Raw genomic sequence first — 26,319 nt, 5'->3', positions numbered from 1 at the left:
GCTTACGCAATCGCAGCCGGTCCGACAAGCGGGAGGAACGCCCATGGCGGGCAACGCCATCGACATCGAGGGCCTGTCGAAGACGTATCGCGCCGAGGGCGGCATGCCCGAGAAGGTGGCGCTGGAGGGCGTCGACCTCGCGATCCCGCGCGGCGCGATCTTCGGCCTGCTCGGTCCGAACGGAGCGGGCAAGTCGACGCTCATCAACATCCTCGCCGGGCTGGTGACCAAGACCACGGGCCGCGTCTCGATCTGGGGGTTCGACCAGGACGTGAACCCGCGCCAGAGCCGCGCCGCGATCGGGGTGATGCCGCAGGAGCTGAACCTCGACCCGTTCTTCACCCCGCGCGAGAGCCTCGACACGCAGGCGGGCCTCTACGGCGTGCCCAGAAAGGCCCGGCGCACCGACGAGATCCTCGAGATGATCGGGCTCTCGGATAAGGCCGACGCCTATTCGCGCTCGCTCTCGGGCGGGATGCGGCGGCGGCTCCTGCTGGGCAAGGCGCTGGTGCATTCGCCCGCCGTGCTGGTGCTCGACGAGCCGACCGCCGGCGTCGACATCGAGTTGCGCCAGATGCTTTGGGAAAACGTGCGCCGGCTCAACGAGGCCGGCATGACGATCATCCTGACGACCCACTACCTCGAGGAGGCCGAGGAGATGTGCGACGAGATCGCCATCGTGAACCACGGCCGCGTGGTGGCGCAGGACAGCACCGCCAACCTGCTCGGCCGGCTCGACGCCAAGACGATGGTGATCGAGCCCGAGGCCGAGGCGCCGGCCGACATCCCGCTCCCCGAGGGCGTGACGCTGGAGCGGCGGGCGGGCGGCACGCTCGCCTTCGGCTACCGGCGCGGTCGGACGCGGGTCGAAGACGTTCTCGACGCGGTGCGCGCGGCCGGCATCCGCATCGCCGACGTGGCGACCGAAGAGCCCGACCTCGAGGACGTGTTCCTCGCGCTGACCTCGAGCACCGCGGCCCGGGCCGCCTGATGTTTCGCACCGTGCGGCCGGGCGACGCCTGGCTCGCGGGCCGCCGGCCCTTCCTCACCCTGATGGCCGAGGCGGCGGAGCACCTCGGCGGACGGCTGGAGCTGGAAGAGCGGTTCGGCCATGTCGGGCGCTACCACGCGCCCGGCGGCGCCGTGCGCCCGATCTTCGGCAACGCGCTGGGGCTGAACGCGGAGGCCGCCGCGATGCTGGCGGCCGACAAGAGCTATACCGCCGAGACGCTGGCCGCCGCCGGGCTGCCCGTGCCGAGGGGCGCGGTGCTGTTCTCGCCCGCCTATGCCGCGCGGATGCAGCTCAAGAACGAAGCCGTCGCCGCCGCGCTGCCCGGCCCCGATGCGGCGCTGTCGGCCGCCGACGGGCTGGGCTGGCCACTGATCGTCAAGCCCAACAGCGGGTCGGAAGGGCGCGGCGTGTCGCGCGTGGAGACGCCCGGGCACCTCGCCGCAGACCTCGCCGCGCTGTTTTCCACCGACGACCGGGTGCGGATGGAGGAATGGGTGCCGGGCCTCGACACGCGGGTCACCGTGCTCGACGGGGCGGTGCGGCTGGCCTACCGCCGCCTGCCGCCGATGGTGGTGGGCGACGGGGTGCAGAACGTGCGCGCGCTGGCCGAGGTGGCGCTGGCCGCGCTCGCCGCTCGGCACCGGGGGCCGAAGCTGTCGGTCGACGACCCGCGCGTGGCGCGGGCGCTCGCGGCGCAGGGCGCGGCCCTCGACACGGTGCCCGCTGCCGGGGCGGAACTGCGCCTGCTCGACACGGCGAACCTGTCGGCCGGCGGGCGGCTCGACGACCTGACGGGGCGCCTTTCGCCCGAGGCCGAGGCGCTTGCGACCCGAACGGCAGAGACGGTCGGGCTGCGCCTTGCCGGGGTCGACCTGCGCGCCGCCGATCTGGCGGAAGGCACGGCGGACGCCGTGGTGATAGAGGTCAACGCCGCGCCTGGCCTCGACTATTACGCGAGCCACGGCGCGGCCCAGTGGCAGGCCGCGCTGGACCTTGTGACCGACGCCCTGTCGCGCTGAGCCTCACCCCGGCTGGAGCATCCGGCCCAGGTTGCGCCCGCCCACCACGTGCAGGTGGAAATGCGGCACCTCCTGCACACCGTCGACCCCGGCATTGGACAGCAGGCGATAGCCCTTCTCCGCCCCTTCCGGCGCGACGCCCGTCTTGCGGATCACCTCGCCCACGACGCGGTTGAAATCGGCCAGTTCGGCGTCCGACGCCTCCGACGCGAAGTGGTCGAAATTGACGTACCTGCCCTTCGGGATCACCAGGACGTGCACAGGCGCCTGCGGACGGATATCCTCGAAGGCGAGCGTGTGCTCCGTCTCGACCACGGTGGTGTTCGGAATCTCGCCGCGCAGGATCTTGGCGAAGATGTTGTCGTCGTCGTAAGCGTAGGGCATGCGTTCCTCCTTCAATCGTCGAACAGGCGGGCCGCCTGCAGCAGCGCCTCTGCCTCGCCCTCGGGTATAGAGAGAAACGCGGCGAGCGACACCGCCCCGTCCCCCCCGGCCCCGCTCGCCTCCTCGCGCAGGCGGTGCAGGTGGGTGAGCCCCGCAGTGGCGAGCACGTCGCTCTCGTGGCGGATCGCCCGGCGCACCACGGGCAGCAGCCCTGCCATCACCTCGGGCGGCGTCCCCTCGCCGGCGAGGCCCGAGCGCCGGGCATGGCCCGCGAGCCAGTCGTCATCCATGGCGCACTGGATCTCGAGCACGCGGACGGTGGCATGCGCCGCATCGAAATCCTGCATGATGTCGAGCCGCTCGGGATCGACGCAGAGCAGCAGTCGGTCGGCGCCGTGATGGGCAAGCAGCAGGTGCACCAGCGCCCGGCGATGGCGGGTGCGCTTGTCGAGCGAGCCCTCGGCACCGCCCAAGTCGGGCAGCGCCGCGCCCCAGTCGTCGAAGACGTATCCGTGCGCCGGCACAAGCCCGGCGGCGCGCACCGCCTCGGCCAGCCGCTGCGCCACATGCCATTTCTTGCAGGCGACGAGCAGCAGTTCCTGGTGGCGCTCGAGCGTCGCGTCGGCCTCCCAGAAGCGGGGGGCGAAGCGGCGCCCCTCACGCCCCTGCGCGGTGAGGAAGCGGAAGAGCCGCGCGCCCTCGCCCGAGACGTGGAACTCTGCGTCGTCGTCGGCCCAGAGCGCGCGCAGCCGCCCCTGCAGCCCCGCCGCCTCGCGGCTGATCTTGCGGGCGAACAGCGCGTCCTGCGCCACGAGCAGGTCGTAATGGTCGTTGTAGAAGGTCGCGGGCATCCCGTAATCGGTGAACAGCAGGAAGGTGAGCGACCGGTTTCGGATCTCGTCCCGGGTCACGAGGTGGCGCACGAGGGTCTGGAAGAACGTCTCGTCGGGGATCCATGTCGTGCGGAAGAAGCGCACGACGTCGGGCCTGCGATCGACGAAGTCGAGCACACGCTCGGCCGTGGTCCGGCGCAGGCACCACCACTGGCTGCCGATGTGCACCCGAAGGCCCTGCGGCAGGGCCCGTCGCAGGCGCAGACGCTCCTGCACGGCGAGCGCGGCGTAGAACAGCCGCTTCGCACGCCGCTCGTTGAAGACATGGCGGTAGATCAGGCGCTCTTCCTTCAGGCCGGTCCTGATCCAGGCGCTGTCGAAAAAGTCGTGGCTCTCGATGAAGTCGGCGTTCTCGCGGTCGAGGAGAGCCCCGGCATATGCCGCCGACTTCACCGGGGCGCAATCGCCCGACAGAAGGTAGACATGGGTCGCGTCGGGAAAGGCCGCGAGGGCGGCGCGCATCGTCGCGAGCGTGGCGGCGACGAGGGACCAGTCGCCCCAGCCGCAGCGCAGCCGCCTCGGGGCGAAGGCGACGCCCGCCTCGCCCGCCAGTCCCGCGCGAATACGGTCGAACTCGGCCCTCGGCGCGCGCGCGTCGTAGTGGATGGCGACCGCGCTCCCCCCGCCCAGCAGGCCGCGGGCCTGGGCGATCACCGTCTCCGGCTCCTTGTGGGCGATAAGGAGAAAGGCGATCCGCGCCATCGAAGCTCCGTTGTCACACACTCGAGCCGACTTTGCCCATCACGGCGGCGGGGGCAATTGCAGGTCGATCCTTTGTGGGGTCAATGTGGCGGCGCGGCGCGCAGGCGGCGAGGGGCAGGGAGCGAGGGAGATGGGCTTTCCCGGCGTGTGGATGACCGAGAGCGAGAGCATGGTCTATCGCGTGGTGCCGAAATGCGCCTGCTCGACCATCGGTCAGATCATGTTTCACTCCGACCACGGCCGCTTCTTCGACGGCGACATCCACGACGCGACCGAGGGCCTGCACAAATGGGCGCGCGAGGATAGCCGCGACGCCATCTCGCGGGTCGTGCGCGAGCGCGGGGCGCCCGCCTTCACCGCAGTGCGCAACCCGTTCTCGCGCATCCTGTCGTCGTTCTTCGACAAGATCTGCGGCATCCAGCGCAACGGCCGGCGCTATCGCGGCAACCTCGTGCCGCTTCTGATCGAGAAATACGGGGTGGAGGTGGGCAGCCCCGACGACGGCTTCGCCTTCGACCAGGTCAGGAGCTTCCGTCGCTTCCTGCTGTTCGCGCGCGACACGATCCGCTGGAAGCGCCCGATGGAGCCCGACATTCACTGGTCGGCGATGTCGAGCCACATCGCGACCTTCGTGCATAATGGCGGCCGCTACGACGCGATCTTTCCCGTCGAGCGCTTCGACGCCGGCATGGCCGGGGTGCTGGCCCGCTGCACGACACCCCACCCGGTCGACCTCGCGGCGATCCCCCGCTTCAACGAGAGCGAGGGACACGGCCCCAGGCGGGCGCACCCGGTCGAGGCCTATTTCGACGACCTCGCGATGCACCTGATGTGGGAGATCTACCACCGCGACTTCCAGCTCTTCGGCTATGCCTTCGACCCCGCCCGGAAAGACCCCGAACGGGGCGTCGACCTCGACGAGGTCCACGCGACGCTGGGGGAGTGAGGCAGCCCGGGACCGGGCCCCATTCTTCGTACGAAGAATGGGGTCGAACTCTCGCACGAAACTCCGCGAGGTCTTTCGCGGACAGTGCCGGCGCGGCCCGGATCACGCGCCTCGCCGCAGCACCAACGTCCTCCCCCGGCCTCGTCCGTCCCTGCCCTGTGATACCGCGGGCAGTCAGCCTTTTGCCGGGCGCGCGCTGGCTGGCCTGGCCGGTCAGGCCAGCCCTGCCTCTGCAAAGCGCGCGCGCATGTCGGCCTCGGGGCGCGGACCCATGTGCGAGATCACCTCGGCCGCGGCCATCACTCCCATCCTGCCGCAGGTTTCCAGGTCGCGGCCCGTCGACAGCGCGTAGAGGAAGCCGGCGGCGAACTGGTCGCCCGCGCCGGTGGCGTCGACCGGGGTGACCGTCTCGACAGGCACCTCCACCCGCTCGCCGCCCCGGATCAGGATCACCGGGTCGCCCGAACGCGTGCAGACCACCGTCTCGCAGTCCTTCGCCGCATGGGCGAGCGCGTCGTCGAGGCTGGCGGTCTCGTAGAGGCCCAGCCACTCCTTCTCGTTGCCGATGACGAAGGCCATGTCGTCGCGCACGAGCACGCGGAAATCCTCGCGGTGGCGGTCGACGCAGAAGGGATCGGACAGCGCGATGCCGGGCTTGCCGCCGGCCTCGTGGCACAGCCGCGCAGCCCGCAGGAACGCCTCCTTCCCCTTGTCCTTGTCGAAGAGGTAACCCTCGAGGAATAGGATCTCTGCGCCCTTCGCCACCTCGTCGGGCACGTCGCGCGGCCCCAGTTCGGCGGAGATGCCGAGATAGGTGTTCATCGAGCGCTCGCCGTCGGGCGAGACGAAGATCATGCAGCGCGAGGTGGGCAGCTCGCCGACGGTGACGGGCGGGTTGACGAAATCGCAGTTCACCTCGGCCATGCCGTCGGCGTAGTGGCGGCCCAGAGCGTCGTCGTGGACGCGCCCCATGAACGCCGTCTGCACCCCCAGCGCGCCGAGGCCCGCCATGGTGTTGGCGACAGAGCCGCCGGGCACCTGCGTGCGCCCGTCCATGGCGGCGTAGAGGCGCTCGGCGCGGTCGCGGTCGACCAGCGTCATGATCCCCTTCTCGATGTCCATCATCTCGAGGAAGTCCTCGCCGGCGTGGGTGAGCACGTCCATGATGGCGTTTCCGATACCGGCGACCTGATACGTGCGGGTCATGCGACTCCTTCCTTGCAGCAATACTCTTCCAGCAGGCACACGTCGCAGCGGGGCTTCCGCGCGGTGCAGACGTAGCGACCGTGCAGGATCAGCCAGTGATGGGCGTGGCGCTGGAATTCGGCCGGCACATGGTCTTCGATCGCACGCTCGACGGCAAGGGTGTCCTTGCCCGGTGCGATGCCGGTGCGGTTGGCGACGCGGAAGATGTGGGTGTCGACGGCCTGCGCCGGCATCCCCCACCACATGTTGAGCACCACGTTGGCCGTCTTGCGCCCCACGCCGGGGAGGGATTGCAGCGCGGCGCGCGACGAGGGCACCTCGCCGCCGTATTCGTCGACGAGGATGCGCGAGAGCTTCATCACGTTGCGGGCCTTGTTGCGGTAGAGACCGATCGTCCTGATGTGCTCGATCAGCCCCTCCTCACCGAGGGCGAGCATCTTCTGCGGGGTGTCGACCACCTCGAAAAGCGGCCTCGTCGCCTTGTTCACGCCCTTGTCGGTCGCCTGTGCCGAGAGGGCCACGGCCACGAGCAGGGTAAAGGCGTTGGTGTGCTCCAACTCGCCCTTCGGCTCGGGCTCGGCGGCCCGGAATCGCTCGAAGATCGTCTTGATCGCGGCGTAGGGCAGCTGCTTGGCGGGCACGGTCGCTCCTGTCGCTGGGGTCCTGCGCGGTGTAGCGTGCGCGGCGGGCGATGCAAGCGAGGCGCAGGATCCGGGTCGCGCGGGCGCTTCCCCGGCGCTAGATCGGCGGCCAGGAGGGCGAGAGATGGATGGCACCGAAATCGACACGGCGCGCGAGGGCTATCATTTTCACGTGGTGCGGCGGGCGCTCGACGAGATCGACGCGGCCAGTGAGCCGCTCTCGCTCGAGGATCTGGCGGCGCGGATGCGGATGAGTCCCGCGCATTTCCAGCGGGTGTTCAGCCGCTGGGTAGGCGTCTCGCCCAAGCGCTACCAGCAATACCTCGCTATCGACCATGCCCGCGCGCTCCTGCGCGCGCGGCACACCACGCTCGAGACCGCGGGCGCGGTTGGGCTGTCGGGCGGCGGGCGGCTGCACGACCTGTTCCTGCGGTGGGAGGCGATGGCCCCGGGCGACTACGCGAAAGGCGGCGCTGGGCTGGTGATCCGCTGGGGGTGGTTCGACACGCCCTTCGGCGAGGCCCTGGCGATGGGCACCGAGCGGGGGCTCTGCGGCATCGGCTTCGCCGCCGAGGCGGGGCGTGCGGAGACCTTCGCCGACCTCGCCGGGCGCTGGCCGGCGGCGACCTTCGTCGGGGAGGCTGCCCCCCTGCGCGGCTGGGTCGAGGCGGCGTTCGGCGGGGGCGGCGAGGCACGGGTGATGATGATCGGCGCACCATTCCAGATAAAGGTGTGGGAGGCGCTGGTCACCGTGCCTTCGGGCCATGTCACCACCTATTCCGACATCGCCTCGGCCATCGGCCACCCCAGGGCGGTGCGTGCGGTCGGCACGGCCGTGGGGCGCAACCCGGTCGGCTGGCTGATCCCCTGCCACCGGGCGCTGCGCAGGTCGGGCGGCCTCGGCGGCTATCACTGGGGCCTGCCGCTCAAGCGCGCGATGCTGGCGTGGGAGGCGGCGCGCGCCGAGGCAGGAGCGGACGCGACGGCCCGGTAGGCGGGCCTCTGCCGAGCCGCGCCCTTTCATCGGCGGATCGACGGTGCAATACCGCCGCGCAGACGTTACCATGCCACGCAACAGGCAAAAGCATCGAAGGCAGTCCCATGAGCATCCGCATCACCGCCGCCCTGTCCGTCTCGGCTGTCATGGCCCTCTCGGCCTGCACCGACCCGGCCGCGTTCTCGACCGGCCCGGACCCGAACCGCACTCAGGGCGGCGCCATCATCGGCGGCATCATCGGCGGCGCGGCCGGCGCGCTCGGCTCCGACGAGGAGGACAGGGGGCGCAACGCGATCATCGGCACCGCGCTGGGCGCGGGCGTCGGCGCGGCGATCGGCAACCGGCTCGACCGGCAGGCGGCCGCGCTCCGCCAGGAGCTCGGCGACGGGCGGATCACGATCGAGAATACCGGCGAGGTGCTGATCGTGCGGATGCCTCAGGACATCCTCTTCCCCGTCGACAGCGCCGAGTTGCAGCCGGCCGTGGTGCCCGACCTGCGGGCGGTGGCCGCCAACCTCAACCGCTTCCCCGACGGGACGGTCGAGGTGGTGGGCCATACCGACAATACCGGCGCCGCGAGCTACAACCTGCAGCTGTCGCAGCGTCGGGCGCAGTCGGTCGCCAACGTGTTGACCGCGGCCGGCGTGCCGCAGGGGCGTCTGGTCGTGCGAGGGGTCGGCGACGACCAGCCGCGCGCGTCGAACCTGACGCCCGAGGGCCGGGCGCAGAACCGGCGCGTCGAGATCATCATCCGCCCCTCGCGCTGAGCCGACCGGGGCGGGGGGCCAGCCCCCCGCGCCCCCCGGAGTATTTCGGCCAAGATGATGGGGACAGGGCGCGCGGGCCAGACTGGCGGGAGTGACGGCATGCCGTTTTCACCGGTTGAGCCTGAGAAGATCAGCGCCGCAGTGGTGCGGCAAGTCGAACTCCTCATCCTGCGGGGCATCCTGCGGCCCGGCGAGCGGCTGCCGGCGGAGCGCGATCTCGCGGAGCGTCTGGGGGTCTCGCGCCCCTCGCTGCGCGAGGCAATCGCGGAGCTCGAGGCACGCGGTCTGCTCGCGCGGCGGGCGGGGGCCGGCATCTTCGTGGCCGACGTGCTGGGTTCGGCCTTTTCGCCGGCGCTCGTCCGGCTGTTCTCGGCGCATGACGAGGCGGTGTTCGACACGATCGCCTTTCGCCGCGACATGGAGGGGCTGGCCGCCGAGCGGGCGGCGCGGCTGGGGTCGGACACCGATCTTGCCGTGATCGACACGATCTTCGGCAAGATGGAGGCGGCGCACTCCAAGCGCTCGGGCGCCGACGAGGCGGCGCTCGACGCCGAGTTCCACATGGCCATCGTCGAGGCGAGTCACAACGTGATCATGCTGCACATGATGCGGTCGATGTACGACCTGCTGCGCGAGGGCGTGTTCTACAACCGGCAGATGATGTTTCGCCGGCGGACGACGCGGGCGGCGCTGCTCGCCCAGCACCGGGCGATCAACGACGCCCTGCAGGCGCGCGACGCCGCGGCTGCCCGTGCGGCGGTGGCGGCACATCTCGACTATGTCGAGCAGGCGCTGGTGGAGAGCCGCAAGGCCGAGCGGAACGAAACAGTGGCGCGACAGCGGCTGGAGCACGAGACGCGCCGATAGCCGCGCCATCGCACACCCCCCGACCGCGGCCGGGACGCAGGGCCGGACCCGGCCTCGCGTCAGTGCAACCGGGCGTCGACCACCGACAGGCTCTCGTCTATGAGCCGCGCACTGTCCTTCGGACCGAGCTGGGCACGGATGACATCAGCCGAGGCGGCGACGGCCACCTGCACGGCGCGATTGCGGACGTCGCGCACCGCAGCCTCCTCGGCCGAGGCGATCTGGTCTTCGGCCGCCTTGAGGCGACGGGCGATGGTGCGCTCGAGGTCGCGCTTCGCCTCGGCAGCGCCGGCCTCGGCGTCGGCCCTGGCCTGGGCCACGATCCGTTGCGCCTCGTCCTGCACGTCCTTCTGCTTGCGCTCGAACTCTGCCAGCAGGGTCTGCGCCTCCTCGCGCAGGGCGCGGGCGTCGTCGAGCTCCTTGCGGATCGTGTCCGCCCGCTTGTCGAGCATGCCCGTGAGTATCGAGGGCACCTTGAAGTAGACGAGAATTCCGCCGAACAGCACGAAGGCGATCAGCACCACGAAGTCGGAATTGCGCAGCGACACCCAGGGGTAGTCGCCGGTGGCAGAGACCGCGGGGGCGGCAGCGAGGGCCAGCGCCCCGACAGCCCCGACAGCGACGCGGGCAGGCTTCATGGTGCATCTCCCGTCATGTGGCGCGCCACCGCCTTTTCGACGGCGGCCGGGTCGGCCCTGCTCCCGAGGGAGGCGACGATCTCGGCCGCGACGTCTTTGGCGACGGCCTCGACGTTCTGCACGGCGGTGTCGCGGATCTCGCCGATACGCTTCTGGCTCTCGGCGGTGCGCGCGGCGATCTCGGCCTCGGCCTTTTCCGTCGCGGTGGCCACCTCGGCGTCGATCTCGGCGCGGGTCTCTGCGCCGATCTTCTGGGCCTCGGCGCGGGCGTCGGCGAGCGCCCTTTCGTAGGCACGCTCGGCCTCGGCCGCCTTGAGCTTGAGCTCTTCGGCCGCGGCGATGTCGTTGGTGATGGCGCCGTTGCGCTCTGCGATCACCGCCTCGATGCGCGGCAGGGCCACGCGCGTGAGGATCAGGTAGATCGCGCCCAGGGCGACGATCAGCCAGAAGATCTGGTTGGGGAACCAGTCGAAGCACAGCTGCGGCATCCCGATGGCGCCACCGTCGGGCCCGACACAGCGGCCGACCGCGCCTGCCGTCTCTTCGCTCTCCATTCAGGCCCTCCGTCGAGAAAGGGTGCCGCGGCGGGGTCGGACCCCGCCGCCGGCGGCAAGGATCGGCGCGGGGGCGATCACACGGCGAACATCAGCAGAAGCGCGACGAGGAACGAGAAGATGCCCAGCGCCTCGGCGAAGGCGATGCCGATGAAGAGGGTCGCGGTCTGGCCCGCGGCGGCCGAGGGGTTGCGCAGGGCGCCGGCGAGGAAGTTGCCGGCGACGTTGCCCACCCCGAGCGCGGCGAGGCCCGCGCCGAGGCCGGCGACGCCCGCACCGATGAACTGACCCATTTCCGCGATGTTGCCTTCCATGTCCGATGCTCCTTGCGTTTGTCCGGATTTGGCGTTGGGTGATGTCCTCGGCGGCCCGCGTTCAGTGATGCGGGTGCAGTGCGTCCCTCAGATAGACGCAGGTGAGGATCGTGAAGACGTAGGCCTGAATGAAGGCCACGAGCAATTCGAGCGCGTAGATCGCCACCATGCCGCCGATGGCGAGAGGCGCGATGGCGGCGGCGGCGGCGAAGCCGGCGAACACCTTCATCACCGCGTGGCCGGCCGTGATCGCGCCCGCCAGACGGACGGAATGGCTGACCGGCCGCACGAAATACGAGATCAGCTCGATCACCGCGAGCACCGGGCGCAGCACCAGCGGCGCGCTCTCGACCCAGAACAGGCTGAGGAAGTCCTTGCCGTTCTTGACGAATCCGATGGCCGTGACCGTGACGAAGACGGCGAGCGCCATGACGGCGGTAACGGCGATGTGGCTGGTGGTGGTGAAGGCGGTGGGCACGAGGCCCAGCATGTTCCCGAACAGGATGAACAGGAACAGCGTCATGATGTAGGGGAAGTATTTCAGGCCGTCGCGGCCGGCCACGTCCTCGACCATCTTGTGGATGAAGCCGTAGGTCAGCTCGGCCATCGACTGCCCGCGCGAGGGAATGACCGCGCGCGCCGACGAGCCGGCCACCATCAGCAGCGCGATACCCGCCACGCCGAGCGCCATCCAAAGGGTGACGTTGGTGGGGGTGTACCAGTGCACCACGTCGCCGCCGAAGAGCGGTTTCACGATGAACTGGTCCATCGGGTAGATGGAGAAGCCGCCGCCTGTCGCCTCGTCTGCCACGTGCCTACCTCTCGTCCGTCCTGTCGGGCGCCCCGACGGGCTGCCCTTCCGTCCTGTCGCGCGGGGCGTCGCCGCCCTGCCCCGTCTTGTCGCCGCCCGCCTCGTGCGCCTGCGGCGCGCGGGCCTGCACCTCGCGGGCGGTGCGCAGCATCACGTTGATGCCCGCGGCCAGCCCGAAGCCGAGGAAGATCACCATCAGGATGGGGGTCGTGCCGAACAGCGTGTCCAGCCCGAGCCCGATGGCGAGGCCGATGCCGAGACCGGCGACCAGCTCCGTCACCATCCGCCAGGCGATGTTGGCCTGGCTGTAGTGTTCTTCCTGGTGCGGGCGCGGCTCCGTCCTGCCCTTGGCCGCGGCGATCCTCGCCTCGAGCCGGCGCAGACGCTCGCTGTCGCTTTCGTCGGGCACGTGGCGCCCCCCGCTCCGTCGCCGAGGTGTCTAGGCAGAGGGCACGCGGGAGTCAATCGCCGTGCCGCGGCGCGGCAGAAAGCGTCAAATATTTGATTTGTAATGGATTTCTGCGCGACCCCACCTTGGGCGCCCGGCGACGCGCGGGCGCGGGCGGAAGCCCCAAGTTCAACCGCTCGGTTGAGCATGGCGCCCCGGACGCACGAGGCATGACGCACGGAGCATGTTGACGCGTAGGGCAGGCGCTGCCATGCGAACGTGGTCATGAGCCACACGGGCGCCGATATCGTTCCGCTGCATCGGCGCCCCGGCCCCGAGGCCGAGGCCGCCGCGCTCGACGCCGTGTTCGCGGCGCTGGCTGACCCGACCCGCCGTCGCATTCTGGCGATGTTGCTGGAAGACGACATGGCCGTGACAGACGTGGCCGACCCCTTCGAGATGTCGCTCGCGGCCATCTCCAAGCATCTGGGCGTGCTGACCCGCGCCGGGCTGATCAGCCAGGACAAGCGCGGCCGGATCACCTGGTGCCGGCTCGAGCCCGACGCGCTGCGCGCCGCGTCTGCCTGGATGCAGGGCTTCGGCCAGTTCGAGCCGCTCGACCTCGACAGCCTCGAAGGCCTGCTCGTCGGCGGCGGGCTGCTGCCGCGACCCGACGCGGCAGAGGACGACGCGGCACCGTGAGGGTCAGACCCTGCCGCCCCACTCCCCGGCCTTGTCCTTGAGGAACTTCACCAGCGTCTGCACCTTCGCGGTGCGGTGCAGGTCGACATGGGTGACGAGCCAGACCGGCACCGCGCAATCCGGCTCGGGGGGCGCCACCTGCACCATCCCGGGCCGCTGCTCGGCCATCCAGACGGGCATGAAGCCGATACCGGCGCCTGCCTCCACCCCGTCGGTCACCGTGCGGTCGCGCGAGGCGCGGTAGCGGATCTGGTCTGCGGGGATCGTCTCGTGCATCCAGCGGTAGAAGGGCGCGCGCGCCCCGTCCGACTGGATCGACACGAAGCGGTGCCCGGCCCATTCGCCGGGCGTGACGGGGCCGTGCCGGTCAAGGTAGCCCCCGGTCGCGTAGAGCGCCATCTCCATCGTGAAGAAGTGCTGCACGACGTTGTCGGGCTCCTCCGGTCGCGCGCCCGCGCGGATCGCGACATGCGCCTCGCCGTATTCGAGGCGGTAGAGCCGCTCGTCGGAGAGGAAGCGCACCGAGACGTCCGGATGCCCCTCCATGAACTCCACCAGCGCGGGCGCGACGCGGGGCGACAGGATGGGCAGCGAGGTGACGATCAGGTCGCCCGTCACCCCGGCGCCCTGGCCCTTGATGCGGCCGATGAGCTGCGTGAACTGGTCCTCGGTCGTGGCGGCGACGCGCAGCAGATCCTGCCCGGCCTCGGTGGGGGTGTAGCCGCGGGCATGCCGCTGGAAGAGCTTGGTGCCGAGACGCGCCTCGAGCGCGTCGACGTGGCGGATCACCGTGGCGTGGTGAACGCCGAGCGCCTCGGCCGCGCCCGACACGGTGCCCATACGCGCGACGTGAAAGGCGGTGCGGATCTCGTCCCAGGTGTCGACGGCCATGTGCTGCTCCCTTGCGAATGACGCCTGGTCTAATTGTGCAAAATCGCACGATCAAGAGGTTCCAGCCTGCTTCTTGCGCATGTCTTGCAAAAGGGCACGAGCCCCGCCGCCTTGCGCACGGTGACGTCGTGCGCCAGACTCACGCCCATGACGCTGGAGACGAAATCGGTGGCGTTCCGCGTGGCCGGCCGGGTGCAGGGCGTGTCGTTCCGCGCCTGGACCGAGGCCGAGGCACGGCGTCTCGGGCTGTCGGGCTTGGTGCGCAACCGCGACGATGGCGACGTCGAGGGCGTGGCCGCCGGCCCTACGGGCGCGGTCGACACCCTGCTCGCGCGGCTGAACGAGGGGCCGCGCCTCGCCAGGGTCGCGCGGGTCGACACCGAGCCGACCGACGCGCCGGCCGGCGACGGCTTCGAGATCCGCGCCTGAGCCTCAGAACGCGAAGGTGACACCGAGGATTGGGCCTGAGAACGTGGCGTCGATCGCCACCCCGTCGTCCTCGTAGTCGACATGCAGCTGCCGGTAGCCGGCTGAAAGGTAGAGCCGATCGGTCGCGGCGTAGTTGACCGTCGCCATGACCTGCCCCGTCTGCTCGGAGCCGACGCCGAAGCCGCCGACGTCGCCATAGACGATGAGCGACCAGTCATCGGCCAGGCTCACGCGGGTGCGAGCGGCGAGGATCGGGTCGGCGAAGGTCACGTCGCGGCTGGCCGAGACGCCGAGGGCCGGCACGTCGAGTTGAGCGTCGAGGGTCCAGAAGCGGACACCGGCGAGAAAGTCGATCGTCCATGCCGGATCGGCCTGCGCCCGGTACCCGGCGGCGAGGGTGAGCGAGCTCTGCGTGACCTCGCCCTCGGCGGGCAGCCCGGGCGGAAGGGTGCCCCCGCGCGAGCTGGTCGAGGTGCTGAAATCGCCGAGTGCAACGAAGCGCCCCTGCCGCACCAGCCCCGAGACGAAGAACGCTCCATCGAGATCCTCGAGCACCTCCGAGAACGAGCTGTCGAACTCTAGCTCGGGGCCGCGCGCCACGGGCCGGATCGATCCGCCGATGCCGGTCGCCCAGACGTAGGGCGTGATCTGCGCGGCACGGTCGGCAGGCTGTGCCGGGGCGACGGCGGGAACGCCGAGCGCCACGGCAAGGGCGGCGGCCGGGCGGATCATGCGAGCGCGTCCTTCACCAGAGCGCCGCCCTTCAGGATGAGAGGCAGGTTGGCGGCCGGGTCGTCCAGCCAGTCGAGCCCCGCCTCCGGGTCGCCCTCGACGACCAGCAGGTCGGCCGGCGCCCCCTCTTCGATCACGCCCAGCCGGCCCTCGTAGGGCGCGCGCTCGCCCGACAGAGCCAGAAGCTCGCCCGCCGCGCCGGTGGCCATGCGCAGCGCTTCGAGCGGCGGCATGAAGCGGGTCAGCTTGGCGAGCTGCCGGCCCTGGCTGGCCGTGCCGGCGGGGTTCATCAGGATGTCGGTGCCGAAGGCCATGTTGACACCCTCGGCCCGTCCCTCCTCGAAGGCCCGCACGGTGCCCTGCGCCACCTCCGTCTGCTTGGCCTGCTGGCGGGGATCGGATTTGGGGTTGGCATCCTCGTCGGCGAGGAAGGGCTGGATCGACCACCACGCCCCCTCCTCGCGCATCATGCGGATCGTCGCGGTATCGGCGAGCTGGCCGTGCTCGATCGACTTCACGCCGGCCCGGAGCGCCCGCTGGATGCCCTCCGAGGTGTAGACATGGGCGCAGACATAGGTGCCCCAGTCGGCGGCGCCGCGCACGGCGGCCTCCATCTCTTCCTCGAGGAACTGGAGCGACTCCAGCGGGTCGTAGAGCGACGAGACGCCGCCGCCGGCCATGATCTTGATCTGGCTCGCGCCTTTCATCAGCTGCTCGCGGGTGCGGCGCAGCACCTCGGCCCGCCCGTCGGCGAGGGCGGCGACACCCGCCCGCTCGGCGTGGGAGAGATCGCCGTCGGCGCGCGGAAGCTCGTTGAGCAGGCGAAAGTCGCCGTGGCCCGAGGTCTGCGAGAGCATCGCGCCGGAGGGAAAGATGCGCGGGCCGGGCAGCAACCCCCGGTCGATGGCAAGCTGCAGGCCGAAGGCGGGGCCCCCGGTATCGCGCACCGTGGTGAAGCCGCGCATCAGCGTCGCGCCGGCCTCGCGCCCGGCCATGAGGTGGACGAAGCCGATGTCCGCGGCCATCGCCTGCGTCTGCGTCACCGCGACGAGGGTGGAGTGCCAGTGCGCGTCGATCAGGCCGGGGATGACGGCGCGGCCGCCGCAGTCGATCCGCTCGGCATCCTCCGGGCCCTGCCCCGCGGGGGGCAGCGCGGCGACGCGGCCGCCCTCGATCAGGATGTCGCGCCCCTCCCGCATCGCCGGCGTCGTGCCGTCGAAGAAGCGCAGGTTGGTCAGCAGGAGAGGCCGCCCCGGCGTCTGCGCCCGAACTTCGCGCGGCGCGAGGCCGAAGCCTGCGAACATGCCCAGCACCGCCGCCGTGCCACCGAGCATCTGGCGGCGTGTCAGGTCCGCCTCCATCCGGGCGAAGGCGGCTTGCGTCTGCGGCGCACCGCACAGGCACATGTCGATGGCCGCCCCGGCTGCGGCGGCCTCGGCGCAGGAATGGCACATGGCGAAATGGCTCCGTTAGGGAAGGCAATGATCGCGGCCAGCCTGCACCAGCCGGAAGGGCCCGGGAAGCGAAATTCACCTTAGGTCGGGGCGCCGGGTCCCGTTGCCGCAGCCGCCGGCTTGACTTGGCGGGATCGAGGCGCTAACCGCCCCGTCACGTTCCGGGAGTGTCAGGCTTCCGGTCCCGCCCCGGCGGCGGGATCGCCCCCCACCAGCGCGTCGCGCCCGTGGGGGCATTTGCGGTTTGGCGCGCGCTCTCCCATCTGAGAGCGACGAGGAAAAGGCAGAGGGGCCGACATGTTCGAAAATCTCTCCGAACGCCTGTCCGGCGTCTTCGACCGGCTCACCAAGCAGGGCGCGCTCAGCGAGGACGACGTCAAGACCGCGTTGCGCGAGGTGCGCGTCGCGCTGCTCGAGGCCGACGTTTCGCTGCCGGTGGCGCGCGACTTCATCAAGGCGGTGCAGGACAAGGCGACGGGCCAGGCGGTGACGAAATCGGTCACGCCCGGCCAGCAGGTGGTCAAGATCGTGCACGACGAGCTGGTGCACTTCCTCGCCGGCGACGACGGTGAGATCGGCACGCTCAAGATCGACAACCCGCCCGCGCCGATCCTGATGGTGGGCCTGCAGGGCTCGGGCAAGACGACGACGACCGCCAAGCTCGCCAAGCGGCTCAAGGAGCGCGACGGCAAGCGGGTACTGATGGCCTCGCTCGATACCAACCGCCCCGCGGCGATGGAGCAGCTTCAGATCCTCGGCGCGCAGGTCGGGGTCGATACCCTGCCCATCGTCAAGGGCGAGACGCCGGTGCAGATCGCCAGGCGGGCGAAGCAGCAGGCCACGCTGGGCGGCTACGACGTCTACATGCTCGACACGGCGGGCCGGCTGCACATCGACCAGGAGCTGATCCAGCAGGCCGCCGATGTGCGCGACGTGGCCGAGCCGCGCGAGACTCTCTTGGTGGTCGACGGCCTGACCGGGCAGGACGCGGTGAACGTCGCCACCGAGTTCGACGGCAGGATCGGCGTCTCGGGCGTGGTGCTCACGCGGATGGACGGCGACGGCCGTGGCGGCGCGGCCCTGTCGATGCGCGCGGTCACCGGCAAGCCGATCAAGTTCGTCGGCCTCGGCGAGAAGATGGACGCGCTCGAGGAGTTCCACCCCGAGCGGATCGCCGGCCGCATCCTCGGGATGGGCGACATTGTCAGCCTCGTCGAGAAGGCGCAGGAGACGATCGAGGCCGAGCAGGCCGAGCGCATGATGAAGCGCTTCCAGAAGGGTCAGTTCAACATGAACGACCTGAAGATGCAGCTCGACCAGATGCTGAAGATGGGCGGCATGGAAGGCATGATGGGCATGCTGCCCGGCGCCAAGAAGATGGGCGCGCAGATGACCGAGGCGGGCATCGACGATTCGATGCTGCGTCGCCAGATCGCCCTGATCAACTCGATGACCAGGAAGGAGCGTGCCAACCCGCAGATCCTGCAGGCCAGCCGCAAGAAGCGCATCGCCAAGGGCGCCGGGCTGGAGGTGCAGGAGCTGAACCGCCTGCTCAAGATGCACCGGCAGATGTCGGACATGATGAAGAAGATGGGCAAGAAGGGCATGCTCAAGCAGATGATGGGCGGCATGTTCGGCAAGGGCGGCGGCGGCGGGCAGCCCGACATGGCCGCCCTCGAAGCGGCGGCGCAGGCGCAGGCCGCCAAGATGCCCAAGGGGATGGGCGGCTTCGGCGGCATGCCGGGCGGCCAACTTCCCCCCGGGCTGTCCGGCTTCGGCAAGAAGAAATGACGGCCATGGCCGTGTCACGTCGTTCCGCGCCGCGGGCCGGCCTTTCGCAGCGAGGATGTCACCGATGAGACTGACCATCATCGAAACGGGGCGGCTGTTTCTCCGCCCGCCGTCCGAGCGCGATCTCGCCTGCGCCATGCGCCACCTCGCCTCGGGCGCCTGCCTCGCCACGGCACCGCTGAGCGGGGCGGCCGCGCGGCGGCAGTTCCCCGTGCTGATGACGCACTGGCACCTGAACGGCTTCGGCCTGTTCGCCGCGGTGCCCGAGGGCGCCGACGTGCCGATGGGCCTCGTCGGGCCCTGGCAGCCCTCGGGCTGGCCCGAGCCCGAGATCGGCTGGCTGGTCTGGCGGCAGGCCGACGACGCGGTGGAGCTGACGGCCGAGGCGGTGTCGGCGGCCTGCGACCATGCCTGCGCCCGGCTCGGCTGGCGCGAGGCGGCGAGCTTTCTCTGCCCGGCCGATGCCCGCTCGCTCGCCGTGGCGGAGCTCACCGGCGCGCTGGCCGATCCCTTCGCCGACTGTGCCGGGGCCATCGCCTACCGCCATCCCCGCGCGCCCCGCCGCCCCCTGCCCCGCGCCGCCTGATCCCCGACCCGAGCCGATGCCTCACCTCTCCGACACCCCCGTGCCCGAAACCGAGCGTCTGGTCCTGCGCGTCCCGCGCGCCGGGGATTTCGGCATGTGGGACACCTCCGCGCAGAGCGATCGGTCACGATACATGGGCGGGCCCTACAGGGCGCGCGACCCGTGGCGCGCCTTCGCCAATGTCGTCGGGCATTGGGTGCTCCGTGGCTGGAGAGAGTTCGTCTTCGGCCTCGAAGGCAGCGACGTGCCGCTCGGCCATGGCGGCCCGTGGTTTCCCGAGGGCGGGCCCGAGCGCGAGATCGGCGGGGCGGTGTGGGACCCTGCCGCCGAGGGCAAGGGCTATGCCTTCGAGGCCGCGCAGGCCGCCCGCGCCCATGCCTTCGACGTGCTGGGCGGGGAAACGGCCGTCAGCTCCATCGCCCCGGGCAACGCCCGCTCGGTCGCTCTGGTCGAGCAGCCTCGTGCGGTGCGCGATCCGCAGGCCGCGGTCGTCGACGAAGGCGACCTCGTCTATCGGCACCCCGCGCCGGCGCGGAGCGCGGCATGAGCGAGACGGTCCTCCGCATCCCCACGCTCGAGACGGAGCGGCTGCGCCTGCGCGCGCCGCTGGCATCCGATTTCGAGGCCTATGCCGATTTCCGCACCGGACCGCGCGCGACCTTTCTCGGCGGCCCCTACACGCGGGCCGAAGCGTTCGATCAGCTGTCGGCGCTGATCGGCCACTGGCTGCTGCGCGGTTACGGCCGCTGGATGGTCGCCGACAGGCAGAGCGACCGTCCCCTCGGCGTCGTCGGTCTCTACTACCCCGAGGACTGGCTCGAGCCCGAGATCGCCTGGTCGGTGTTCGACGAGGCAGAGGGCCGCGGCATCGCCTTCGAGGCCGCCTGTGCGACGCGCCGCCACGCCTACGAAACGCTGGGCTGGAGCACGGTCGTCAGCCTGATCGACGCGCGCAACGCGCGCTCGGCGGCGCTGGCCGAGCGGCTCGGGGCGACGCGCGAAGGCGTGTTCCACCATCCGAGCCTGGGCGCGATGGATGTCTGGCGCCACCCGGCCCCGGGGGAGGCGGCCTGATGGGACATCGCGACATCCCCGTGCTGGAGACGCAGCGGCTGATCCTCGCCGGGCCTGAGCCGGGCGACTACCCCGATTTCAAGGCGACCTTCGCCTCCTACCGCTCGCGCTTCATGGGCGGGCCGCTCAACGCCTACGAGACGTGGATGCTCTACGCCGCCGAGATCGGCCACTGGGAGATCCGCGGATTCGGCATGTGGGTGATCCATGACAGGCGCACGGGCCAGACCTACGGCATGGCGGGCGGCTGGCAGCCCGCGATGTGGCCCGAGCCCGAGATCGCGTGGATCATCTGGCCCGACGTGGCCGGCAACGGCTATGCGCTCGAGGCGACCGACCGCGCGCGCCGCTACTTCTACGAGGAACGCGGCTGGGACGGCGCGGTGAGCTATATCGACCCGCACAACCTGCCCTCGATCCGCCTGGCCGAGCGGCTGGGGGCGAAGCGCGACGCGCAGGCCCGCACCGTCGACGGCAACGATGTGGTCTACCGCCACCCCGCGCCCGCGCAACTGCGCAACACCCAGCTCGCCGACGGGATCGCGATGGAGATCGCCAACTACGCCGACCCGCAATTCACGCCGAAAGGATGGGCCCTTGACTGAGACCGCTCTCCCCGACGAGGCCGCCCGCGCGGCGGATCTGCTCAAGGAGCACCGCGAGTCGATAGACCGGCTCGACGCGATCCTCGTCTACACGCTCGGCGAGCGGTTCAAGCACACCCAGGCGGTGGGCCGGCTGAAGGCCGTGCACGACCTGCCGCCGTCGGACCCTGACCGCGAGGCGGCCCAGATCGCCCGGCTCGAGGACCTGGCCAAGCGCGCCGACCTCGACCCCGAATTCGCCAAGAAGTTCCTGGCCTTCGTCATCCAGGAAGTCATCAAGAACCACGAGGCCCACCAGTCCTGACGGGCCGAAGAGACCACGGCGGCACCGCCGCCAAGCCATCGAACCAAGGAGAGAACGCATGGCCATGAAGATCAGACTCGCCCGCGGCGGCAGCAAGAAGCGCCCCCACTACTCGATCGTCGCCGCCGACAGCCGGATGCCGCGCGACGGCCGCTTCATCGAGAAGCTCGGCACCTACAACCCGCTCCTGCCCAAGGACAGCGAGGACCGGGTGAAGATGAACATGGAGCGGGTGCAGTACTGGCTCGACCAGGGCGCGCAGCCGACCGACCGCATCTCGCGCTTCCTCGAGGCGGCGGGCGTCAGGGCGAAGACCGAGCGCGCCAACCCCAACAAGGGCGAGCCGGGCAAGAAGGCGAAGGAGCGCGCCGAGCAGCGCGCGGCCAAGGCCGCCGAGGCGTCCGCTCCCGCCGGGGAATCGGCCGAGGCATAAGCCGGGGAGGTCGCCCATGCCGCAGCGCCACGGCAGCGTGTCGCACCGCCGCAGGGCAGGGCCCGAACCGCAGGCGGCCGCCTGCCGTGTGGCGCCGCGGCGCGACGCGGCGGCATGACCGGGCGCGTCTGCGTCGGGGCCATCGCGGGCGCCTTCGGCGTGCGCGGCGAGGTGCGCCTCAAGAGCTTCTGCGCCGAGCCGCAGGCCATCGCCGCCTACGGACCGCTCACCACCGAGGACGGCACGCGCCGTTTCGAGGTGACGCTGATGCAGCCGGTCAAGGCGGGATATGCCGCGCGCCTGTCGGGCGTGACCAGCAAGGAGGCGGCCGACGCCCTGCGCGGCACCCGGCTTTATGCCGACCGCGCCGCCCTGCCACCGCCCGAGGAGGGGGAATACTACCACGCCGACCTGATCGGGCTTGAAGTGCGCGACACCGGGGGCCACCTTCTCGGCCATGTCCGCGCGATCCACGACCACGGCGCGGGCGACCTGCTCGAGGTCCACGGTCCGGGCCTGAAGCAGACGGTGCTGCTGCCGTTCACGCACGAGGCGGTGCCGACGGTCGACATCGCGGGGGGAAAGATCGTGGCCGACCCGCCCGAGGGGCTGTTCTGATGCGCCGCGCGGGGCTGATCTTCGCCATGCTCGTCTTCGTCGCCATGCCGGTGGGGGCGGGTGCATCGGGCCACGCCTCGCTCGCCATGCTCGGCTTCGCGGGCCTCTTCCTGCTGGGCAACGCGGTCATGCGCCCGACTTCGGTACGGCTCGACGCGCCCGGCGACCTTGCCGTGCAGGCGGTGACGGCGGCGGCGTTCGCCGCGCTGCTCGTTGGCCTCGGCCAGTCGCTGCGGGCGCTGGCCGGCATCGAGGGCCGCGTGGAGCTCTTCGGCTGGCTCTTTGCCGGGGCCTGGGCCCTTGTGCTCGCGCGGATCGTCTGGCCTCCGGGACTGACCGACCGGGCCGCCCGCAGTGCCGAGGCCGCCCTGCGGGAAGTCCATCGCGCGGGCGAGCGGGCGCGGGAGGAGGCGGCCGAGACCGACCACCGCGCGACGGAGCAGGCCGTCTCCGACCGGCGCGCGGCAGAGCGCAAGGGGGCCACGCATCGGCCGGCGAAGCGGGGGGCCGAGCGGAGGTCGGGCGAGCGGCGCCTGCCTCCCCGCTCCGATCCGCGCGCCACGCCGCGCCACACCCGCGATCGGTCGATCGACGCCCCCCCCGCCATGGCGGAGGCCGCATCGACCGATCCGGCCCCGTCGCCGGACTCGCCGGCCGATGACCGCGCGCGCCCCGGCGCCACGGTCGATCCGGAATTGCAGCCCGCCTTCGCGGCGCTTGACGCGCTGCCCGAAACGGCGAGCGCCGAACGTGTGCGCGCCAGCCTGCGGGAGGTGGCGGGTGCCGGCCCGCCCGACCGGGTGTTTGCCGCGCTCGTCGCCCGCGCCGCGCCCGACCGGCCCCGTCGAGACCGCCGCGCCCTGCTGCTGCACGCTCTCGACACCTCGCTGGCCATGCGGCGACGGGGCGCGGGCGAGGCGGCCGCGGCATTCGAGGCCATCGTCGCCGCAGCCGACGCGGCGGCTCTCGCCGACTTCGTCGCGCTTGCGGACGCCCTGCTCGACGCTGATGCCGAGGCGCGGGCCGACATGCCCGGAGTCGCCCGGCTGATCGAGATAGCCGACCAGATCGAGGACAACCACGAGGATCAGGCCGAGGCGCTGATCTCGCTTGCCCATCGGATCGAGGATCTGGCGCTCGAGGCGGAGAACGGCGCCGATGCCTGACACGCCCCGGCAGGCCGGCCGCTCGCACGGCCGCCTCTCGATAGCGCCGAGCACCCGCCCGCGCGACCTGATGGACGACCGGCCTGCCCTCGCCGGCGCCTGGACGGCACAGGTGATCACCTTGTTCCCGCAGCTCTTTCCGGGCCCGCTCGGCGCCTCGCTCACCGGAAGGGCCCTCGACGCGGGGCTGTGGCGGCTGGAGACGCTGGATCTCCGCCGCTTCGGCGAAGGCAAGCATCGCAACGTCGACGACACGCCCGCGGGCGGCGGCGCCGGCATGGTGCTGCGCGCCGACGTGGTCGACACCGCGCTGGCCGCGGCCGGCGCCGGCGTGCCCCCCGGCGCCGACTGGCCCGTGATCTACCTCTCGCCACGGGGCACGCCGCTGACGCAGGGCCGCGTTCGGCGCCTTGCCGAGGGTCAGGGCGTGACCCTGCTCTGCGGCCGCTTCGAGGGGGTCGACGAGCGGGTGTTGCAGGCACGGCAGATCGAGGAAGTGTCGCTCGGCGATTTCGTGATGACCGGCGGCGAGATCGCCGCACATGCCTTGATCGACGCCACCGTGCGCCTTATACCGCGCGTGCTCGGGAATCAGGCGTCCACCGAGGAGGAGTCGTTCTCCGAGGGTCTGCTCGAACATCCCCAGTATACGCGGCCGACCGTCTGGCAGGGTCGCGCGGTGCCCGACATTCTCCTGTCCGGCCACCACGCGGAGATCGCCCGTTGGCGAAAGGCCGAGGCCGAGAGGCTGACACGGAAACGCCGCCCTGATCTCTGGCGGGCTTACCTTGAGCGTCAGGGTAGGGACCCGGACGGAGACCGAGAGCTCTGAGGGCGCACCCACCTTCGCGGCGTAACCGCGAGCGACAGAGGAGATCGGTCTGATGGACCTGATCGCACAACTGGAGGCCGAGCAGATCAGCGCTCTGGCCAAGGACATCCCCGATTTCAAGGCCGGCGACACCGTGCGCGTCGGCTACAAGGTGACGGAAGGCACGCGCACCCGCGTGCAGAACTTCGAGGGCGTGTGCATCGCCCGAAAGGGCGGCGAGGGCATCGCCGGCTCGTTCACCGTCCGCAAGATCAGCTTCGGCGAGGGGGTGGAGCGCGTGTTCCCGCTCTACTCGACGAACATCGAGCACATCCAGGTGGTGCGCCGCGGCAAGGTGCGCCGCGCGAAGCTCTACTACCTGCGCGCGCGCCGCGGCAAGTCGGCCCGCATCGCCGAGGACAACACCTACAAGCCCCGCAAGCCGAAGGCCGGCGCGGCGGCACAGACCCAGGGCTGAGGAGCACGGCGATGAAGAAGGACATCCACCCCGACTACCACATCGTCGACGTCAAGATGACCGACGGCACCGTGATCCAGATGAAGACGTGCTGGGGCAAGGAGGGCGACACGATGACCCTCGACATCGACCCCACCTCGCACCCGGCCTGGACGGGGGGCTCGACCCGCCTGATGGACCAGGGCGGCCGCGTCTCGAAGTTCAAGAAGAAGTACGAGGGCCTCGGCTTCTGAGAGCCGCCCGCTCGCACGACACGAAAAGGGCCGCTCCTCGGGGCGGCCCTTCGCTTGTGTCGGCTCGGGCGGCGCTCAGGCCGCTTCCATCACCTCGGCCACGGGGCCGGGAAGCGCATCGCGCACATGGGCCAGCTCGCCCGGATCGCAGTGCAGCTTGAGCACGGTGAAGAGCGCGTTGGCCGCGAGGCGCGGCTCGATGCCGTCGGGCAGATCCTCGGCCAGCCTGTCGAGGAATTGCTCGAGGCTGCGCTCCTTCGTCGGCGTCGCGGCGGGGCGATAGCTTTCGTAGAAGACACCGCGCACGAAGTGCGGCAGTTGCGCCGCGAGGTGCGCGGCCTCTTCCACCGTCATGCGGTCGCGCAGGACGTGCAGACCGCGTCGCAGCACATGGTAGGCCTGCTGCCTCGACGCGCCGGTTACCTCGGAGATCTGGTTGAGCCACTCGTTGGTGACGTCGATGTTGCGGTCGAGTACCTGCAATCCGCTGCTCATCGTCATCCCCCTTCTCATCGCATGTTGCTCACCGCGAACCAGCGCGCGCCGCGCCCTTGCGTTCCATGCCACGCGCGCCCTTCTGCCCGCCGCGGCGAGCGGCTAGAAGCGCACCGAGGCAGACAGGGGGCGGTCGGCGTGGCGCACATCATCGTCGTGGGCAACGAGAAGGGCGGCAGCGGCAAGTCGACCACGGCGATGCACGTGGCCACGGCGCTGGTCCGGATGGGGCATTCGGTCGGCTGCCTCGACCTCGATCTGCGCCAGCAGAGCCTTGGCCGTTACATCGAGAACCGCGCCGCGTGGTGCGCGGCCGAGGGCAGGCGCCTCGCCATCCCCGAGTTCCGCCAGCTGCCCGACGAGGTGCCGGATGCGACGGGCAATCCGGCCGATGCCCGCCTGCATGCGGCAGTGGAAGACCTCGCCTCGCGCCACGATTTCGTGCTGATCGACTGTCCCGGCTCGCATACCCGGCTCGCGCAGGTCGCGCACACGCTGGCCGATACCCTGGTGACCCCTCTCAACGACAGTTTCGTCGATTTCGACCTGCTCGGGCGAATCGACGCGGCTACCGGCAGGATCCTCGGACCCTCGGTCTATTCCGAGATGGTCTGGCAGGCGCGGCAATGGCGGGCGCATGGCGGGCTGCAACCCATCGACTGGATCGTCACGCGCAACCGGCTCGGCCAGACGCAGATGGTCAACAAGCGCAAGGTGGGCGACGCGCTCACCCGCCTGTCGAAGCGCATCGGCTTCCGAATCGCCACCGGCTTCTCCGAGCGGGTGATCTTCCGCGAGCTGTTCCCGCGTGGGCTGACGCTGCTTGACCTGCGCGACGTGGGCGAGGCGCGGCTGTCGCTCTCGGGCGTCGCCGCCCGGCAGGAGCTGCGCGACCTCATGAGCGCGCTCGACCTGCCGGGAGTGAAGGTGGCCTTCTGACGTCAGTCGAGCCCAGCGAGCCGCCGCACGAACGGGTCGGCGGCGAGCCGCCGCTCGGCACGGGGCGAGAGTTGCCGCCCTCCCCGCGGCCTGGCGCCGAAGCGGGTCGCGGAGATCACCGCGCGGAGCGTCTCGCGGCGCCTGCGCGGCGCCCCGGCGCTCGCCGCGATCTCGGGCAGCAGCGCGGCGCGCCCGCCATGCGGGGCCGGCACCGGTGAAGGCGCCGCACCCCCGGCCGACGCATCGGGGCGGAAAGGCACCAGAAGCGCGCGCGCTCTGCGCAGGAAAAGAGACAGGTCCATCGTTACCTCCGTCACAGAACACGGTTGATCGTTCACTAATCTCATCCAGGGGCAAGAAATGGGCGACGTGGCGGCATGTTGCGGCGCGATCGTGGCGGCAGGTCGCATCGCTTCATGGCTCCTCAACCGTCTTTGCC

35 protein-coding genes are annotated in these 26,319 nt (G+C 70.9%); 21 read left to right on the top strand and 14 right to left on the bottom strand.

Annotated features, from left to right (window positions below):
• The first annotated feature begins 43 nt into the window (after positions 1–43).
• The gene (locus DLJ49_RS02295; RefSeq protein ID WP_115391908.1) at positions 44–991 is read left to right on the top strand and encodes an ABC transporter ATP-binding protein; all 948 of its coding nucleotides are present in this window, start codon (positions 44–46) and stop codon (positions 989–991) included.
• Complete coding sequence (locus DLJ49_RS02290; RefSeq protein WP_115391907.1) at positions 991–2,031, top strand: ATP-dependent carboxylate-amine ligase; 1,041 nt, start codon at positions 991–993, stop codon at positions 2,029–2,031. The genes DLJ49_RS02295 and DLJ49_RS02290 overlap by 1 nt, the downstream gene beginning before the upstream one ends.
• Before the next feature lie 3 nt (positions 2,032–2,034).
• Here the strand turns inward: DLJ49_RS02290 and DLJ49_RS02285 are convergent, their stop codons facing one another.
• Entirely contained in the window at positions 2,035–2,415 is a 381-nt protein-coding gene (locus tag DLJ49_RS02285) for a histidine triad nucleotide-binding protein (protein WP_115391906.1), read from the bottom strand.
• Positions 2,416–2,426: 11 nt separating this feature from the next.
• Positions 2,427–4,010 carry a DUF5928 domain-containing protein gene (locus tag DLJ49_RS02280; RefSeq protein ID WP_115391905.1) on the bottom strand — a complete coding sequence of 528 codons (1,584 nt, stop codon included), beginning with the start codon at positions 4,008–4,010 and terminating at the stop codon, positions 2,427–2,429.
• Between the two features lie 130 nt (positions 4,011–4,140).
• Between DLJ49_RS02280 and DLJ49_RS02275 the strand changes: the two genes are divergently transcribed.
• Positions 4,141–4,956, top strand: coding sequence for a sulfotransferase family protein (locus tag DLJ49_RS02275; protein ID WP_115391904.1), 816 nt, complete (start codon positions 4,141–4,143; stop codon positions 4,954–4,956).
• Positions 4,957–5,169: 213 nt separating this feature from the next.
• On the opposite strand, the gene DLJ49_RS02270 is transcribed toward DLJ49_RS02275, so the two are convergent.
• A complete protein-coding gene (locus DLJ49_RS02270; protein WP_115391903.1) occupies positions 5,170–6,162 on the bottom strand; it encodes an adenosine kinase in 993 nt (330 codons plus the stop codon).
• Positions 6,159–6,803 (bottom strand): endonuclease III, encoded by a 645-nt coding sequence (gene nth, locus DLJ49_RS02265; protein ID WP_115391902.1) that lies wholly within the window; start codon positions 6,801–6,803, stop codon positions 6,159–6,161. Before nth ends, DLJ49_RS02270 begins: the two co-directional genes overlap by 4 nt.
• Positions 6,804–6,927: 124 nt before the next feature.
• Here nth and DLJ49_RS02260 point away from each other — a divergent pair, with 124 nt between their 5' ends.
• From DLJ49_RS02260 to DLJ49_RS02250, 3 genes are all read left to right on the top strand, one after another.
• Positions 6,928–7,797 (top strand): methylated-DNA--[protein]-cysteine S-methyltransferase, encoded by an 870-nt coding sequence (locus tag DLJ49_RS02260; protein ID WP_115391901.1) that lies wholly within the window; start codon positions 6,928–6,930, stop codon positions 7,795–7,797.
• Between the two features lie 107 nt (positions 7,798–7,904).
• Entirely contained in the window at positions 7,905–8,567 is a 663-nt protein-coding gene (locus tag DLJ49_RS02255) for a YiaD family glycine zipper/OmpA-like lipoprotein (RefSeq protein ID WP_115391900.1), read from the top strand.
• A 99-nt stretch (positions 8,568–8,666) separates the two neighbouring features.
• A complete protein-coding gene (locus DLJ49_RS02250; RefSeq protein WP_115391899.1) occupies positions 8,667–9,434 on the top strand; it encodes an FCD domain-containing protein in 768 nt (255 codons plus the stop codon).
• 59 nt (positions 9,435–9,493) lie between these two features.
• Here the strand turns inward: DLJ49_RS02250 and DLJ49_RS02245 are convergent, their stop codons facing one another.
• The 5 genes from DLJ49_RS02245 to DLJ49_RS02225 all read right to left on the bottom strand — a co-directional run bounded on the left by DLJ49_RS02245 (position 9,494) and on the right by DLJ49_RS02225 (position 12,160).
• The gene (locus DLJ49_RS02245) at positions 9,494–10,072 is read right to left on the bottom strand and encodes a F0F1 ATP synthase subunit B family protein (RefSeq protein ID WP_115391898.1); all 579 of its coding nucleotides are present in this window, start codon (positions 10,070–10,072) and stop codon (positions 9,494–9,496) included.
• Entirely contained in the window at positions 10,069–10,626 is a 558-nt protein-coding gene (locus DLJ49_RS02240; protein WP_115391897.1) for a F0F1 ATP synthase subunit B', read from the bottom strand. The genes DLJ49_RS02245 and DLJ49_RS02240 overlap by 4 nt, the downstream gene beginning before the upstream one ends.
• 77 nt (positions 10,627–10,703) lie before the next feature.
• The gene (locus DLJ49_RS02235; protein WP_115391896.1) at positions 10,704–10,940 is read right to left on the bottom strand and encodes a F0F1 ATP synthase subunit C; all 237 of its coding nucleotides are present in this window, start codon (positions 10,938–10,940) and stop codon (positions 10,704–10,706) included.
• Between the two features lie 61 nt (positions 10,941–11,001).
• Positions 11,002–11,751, bottom strand: coding sequence for a F0F1 ATP synthase subunit A (locus DLJ49_RS02230; RefSeq protein ID WP_115391895.1), 750 nt, complete (start codon positions 11,749–11,751; stop codon positions 11,002–11,004).
• A gap of 4 nt (positions 11,752–11,755) precedes the next feature.
• On the bottom strand, positions 11,756–12,160 hold the full coding sequence (locus tag DLJ49_RS02225; RefSeq protein ID WP_115391894.1) for an AtpZ/AtpI family protein: 405 nt from the start codon (positions 12,158–12,160) through the stop codon (positions 11,756–11,758).
• A 264-nt stretch (positions 12,161–12,424) separates the two neighbouring features.
• Between DLJ49_RS02225 and DLJ49_RS02220 the strand changes: the two genes are divergently transcribed.
• Positions 12,425–12,841: an ArsR/SmtB family transcription factor gene (locus DLJ49_RS02220; protein WP_115391893.1), complete on the top strand. Its 417-nt coding sequence runs from the start codon at positions 12,425–12,427 to the stop codon at positions 12,839–12,841.
• A gap of 3 nt (positions 12,842–12,844) precedes the next feature.
• On the opposite strand, the gene DLJ49_RS02215 is transcribed toward DLJ49_RS02220, so the two are convergent.
• Positions 12,845–13,732 carry a LysR family transcriptional regulator gene (locus DLJ49_RS02215; RefSeq protein ID WP_115391892.1) on the bottom strand — a complete coding sequence of 296 codons (888 nt, stop codon included), beginning with the start codon at positions 13,730–13,732 and terminating at the stop codon, positions 12,845–12,847.
• Positions 13,733–13,879: 147 nt separating this feature from the next.
• Here DLJ49_RS02215 and DLJ49_RS02210 point away from each other — a divergent pair, with 147 nt between their 5' ends.
• Positions 13,880–14,161, top strand: a complete 282-nt coding sequence (locus DLJ49_RS02210; RefSeq protein WP_115391891.1) for an acylphosphatase — start codon at positions 13,880–13,882, stop codon at positions 14,159–14,161.
• Between the two features lie 3 nt (positions 14,162–14,164).
• Here DLJ49_RS02210 and DLJ49_RS02205 read toward each other — a convergent pair whose 3' ends face one another.
• Both DLJ49_RS02205 and DLJ49_RS02200 read right to left on the bottom strand, forming a co-directional pair.
• Positions 14,165–14,893 (bottom strand): porin family protein, encoded by a 729-nt coding sequence (locus tag DLJ49_RS02205; protein WP_115391890.1) that lies wholly within the window; start codon positions 14,891–14,893, stop codon positions 14,165–14,167.
• Positions 14,890–16,347: a metal-dependent hydrolase family protein gene (locus DLJ49_RS02200; protein ID WP_115391889.1), complete on the bottom strand. Its 1,458-nt coding sequence runs from the start codon at positions 16,345–16,347 to the stop codon at positions 14,890–14,892. The genes DLJ49_RS02205 and DLJ49_RS02200 overlap by 4 nt, the downstream gene beginning before the upstream one ends.
• Positions 16,348–16,644: 297 nt before the next feature.
• Between DLJ49_RS02200 and ffh the strand changes: the two genes are divergently transcribed.
• The 12 genes from ffh to rpmE all read left to right on the top strand — a co-directional run bounded on the left by ffh (position 16,645) and on the right by rpmE (position 24,446).
• On the top strand, positions 16,645–18,138 hold the full coding sequence (ffh, locus tag DLJ49_RS02195; protein ID WP_115391888.1) for a signal recognition particle protein: 1,494 nt from the start codon (positions 16,645–16,647) through the stop codon (positions 18,136–18,138).
• 64 nt (positions 18,139–18,202) lie between these two features.
• Positions 18,203–18,724 (top strand): GNAT family N-acetyltransferase, encoded by a 522-nt coding sequence (locus tag DLJ49_RS02190; protein WP_158547378.1) that lies wholly within the window; start codon positions 18,203–18,205, stop codon positions 18,722–18,724.
• 16 nt (positions 18,725–18,740) lie between these two features.
• On the top strand, positions 18,741–19,271 hold the full coding sequence (locus tag DLJ49_RS02185) for a GNAT family N-acetyltransferase (RefSeq protein WP_115391886.1): 531 nt from the start codon (positions 18,741–18,743) through the stop codon (positions 19,269–19,271).
• On the top strand, positions 19,268–19,798 hold the full coding sequence (locus tag DLJ49_RS02180) for a GNAT family N-acetyltransferase (RefSeq protein WP_115391885.1): 531 nt from the start codon (positions 19,268–19,270) through the stop codon (positions 19,796–19,798). The genes DLJ49_RS02185 and DLJ49_RS02180 overlap by 4 nt, the downstream gene beginning before the upstream one ends.
• On the top strand, positions 19,798–20,403 hold the full coding sequence (locus DLJ49_RS22285) for a GNAT family N-acetyltransferase (protein ID WP_115391884.1): 606 nt from the start codon (positions 19,798–19,800) through the stop codon (positions 20,401–20,403). Before DLJ49_RS02180 ends, DLJ49_RS22285 begins: the two co-directional genes overlap by 1 nt.
• Entirely contained in the window at positions 20,396–20,707 is a 312-nt protein-coding gene (locus DLJ49_RS02170) for a chorismate mutase (RefSeq protein ID WP_233488622.1), read from the top strand. Before DLJ49_RS22285 ends, DLJ49_RS02170 begins: the two co-directional genes overlap by 8 nt.
• A gap of 58 nt (positions 20,708–20,765) precedes the next feature.
• A complete protein-coding gene (rpsP, locus tag DLJ49_RS02165; RefSeq protein WP_115391882.1) occupies positions 20,766–21,140 on the top strand; it encodes a 30S ribosomal protein S16 in 375 nt (124 codons plus the stop codon).
• A 114-nt stretch (positions 21,141–21,254) separates the two neighbouring features.
• A complete protein-coding gene (gene rimM, locus DLJ49_RS02160) occupies positions 21,255–21,758 on the top strand; it encodes a ribosome maturation factor RimM (RefSeq protein WP_115391881.1) in 504 nt (167 codons plus the stop codon).
• Positions 21,758–22,924, top strand: coding sequence for a hypothetical protein (locus tag DLJ49_RS02155; RefSeq protein WP_115391880.1), 1,167 nt, complete (start codon positions 21,758–21,760; stop codon positions 22,922–22,924). Before rimM ends, DLJ49_RS02155 begins: the two co-directional genes overlap by 1 nt.
• On the top strand, positions 22,917–23,756 hold the full coding sequence (trmD, locus tag DLJ49_RS02150) for a tRNA (guanosine(37)-N1)-methyltransferase TrmD (protein ID WP_115391879.1): 840 nt from the start codon (positions 22,917–22,919) through the stop codon (positions 23,754–23,756). The genes DLJ49_RS02155 and trmD overlap by 8 nt, the downstream gene beginning before the upstream one ends.
• A gap of 52 nt (positions 23,757–23,808) precedes the next feature.
• Positions 23,809–24,213, top strand: coding sequence for a 50S ribosomal protein L19 (rplS, locus tag DLJ49_RS02145; RefSeq protein ID WP_115391878.1), 405 nt, complete (start codon positions 23,809–23,811; stop codon positions 24,211–24,213).
• 11 nt (positions 24,214–24,224) lie between these two features.
• Entirely contained in the window at positions 24,225–24,446 is a 222-nt protein-coding gene (gene rpmE, locus DLJ49_RS02140; protein WP_115391877.1) for a 50S ribosomal protein L31, read from the top strand.
• 75 nt (positions 24,447–24,521) lie between these two features.
• On the opposite strand, the gene DLJ49_RS02135 is transcribed toward rpmE, so the two are convergent.
• Positions 24,522–24,941 (bottom strand): DUF2267 domain-containing protein, encoded by a 420-nt coding sequence (locus DLJ49_RS02135; protein ID WP_158547377.1) that lies wholly within the window; start codon positions 24,939–24,941, stop codon positions 24,522–24,524.
• 138 nt (positions 24,942–25,079) lie between these two features.
• Here DLJ49_RS02135 and DLJ49_RS02130 point away from each other — a divergent pair, with 138 nt between their 5' ends.
• Positions 25,080–25,880, top strand: a complete 801-nt coding sequence (locus DLJ49_RS02130; RefSeq protein ID WP_115391875.1) for a division plane positioning ATPase MipZ — start codon at positions 25,080–25,082, stop codon at positions 25,878–25,880.
• A 2-nt stretch (positions 25,881–25,882) separates the two neighbouring features.
• Here the strand turns inward: DLJ49_RS02130 and DLJ49_RS02125 are convergent, their stop codons facing one another.
• Complete coding sequence (locus DLJ49_RS02125; RefSeq protein ID WP_115391874.1) at positions 25,883–26,182, bottom strand: hypothetical protein; 300 nt, start codon at positions 26,180–26,182, stop codon at positions 25,883–25,885.
• Positions 26,183–26,319: the final 137 nt, after the last annotated feature.

The organism is Rhodovulum sp. 12E13 (genome assembly GCF_003340565.1).
In the GTDB taxonomy this organism is placed as follows: domain Bacteria; phylum Pseudomonadota; class Alphaproteobacteria; order Rhodobacterales; family Rhodobacteraceae; genus HLUCCA09.
Note: the sequence above shows the minus strand (reverse complement) of the source record. Positions and strands in the feature narration are given on the sequence as shown.